The sequence below is a fragment of the Gardnerella sp. C0684A1 genome (assembly GCF_055326835.1).
Genome location: NZ_JBLTSX010000056.1, coordinates 1 through 254, shown reverse-complemented (window position 1 = coordinate 254; position 254 = coordinate 1). Strand labels below are relative to the sequence as shown.

The window sequence follows — 254 nt, the reverse complement described above, 5'->3', positions numbered from 1 at the left end:
GCCCGATCCTGGTGGCGGCATGAGGCGCCGCATGAATGGTATGGAAACCGCCGGCGCGAGCACCTCCGCCGTGAAAGCCTCCTCCATGAAAGCCGCCGGCACGAAGTCCACCGCCGTGGAAGCCGCCACCACCGCCATGGAAGCCGCCCATCGCCCCGCCGCGGAAACCGCCGCCCGCGTGAAATCCACCACCTCCGCCGTGGAAACCGCCGCCACCATGAAAGCCGCCGCCACCGCCGCCGTGACCTCCGCCA

1 protein-coding gene is annotated in these 254 nt (G+C 70.9%); it reads left to right on the top strand.

From position 1 onward, the window contains the following. Positions 1–31: 31 nt before the first annotated feature. Positions 32–254: hypothetical protein (locus ACNEUN_RS06335; protein WP_463631597.1), on the top strand; the 223-nt coding region annotated here is incomplete at its 3' end.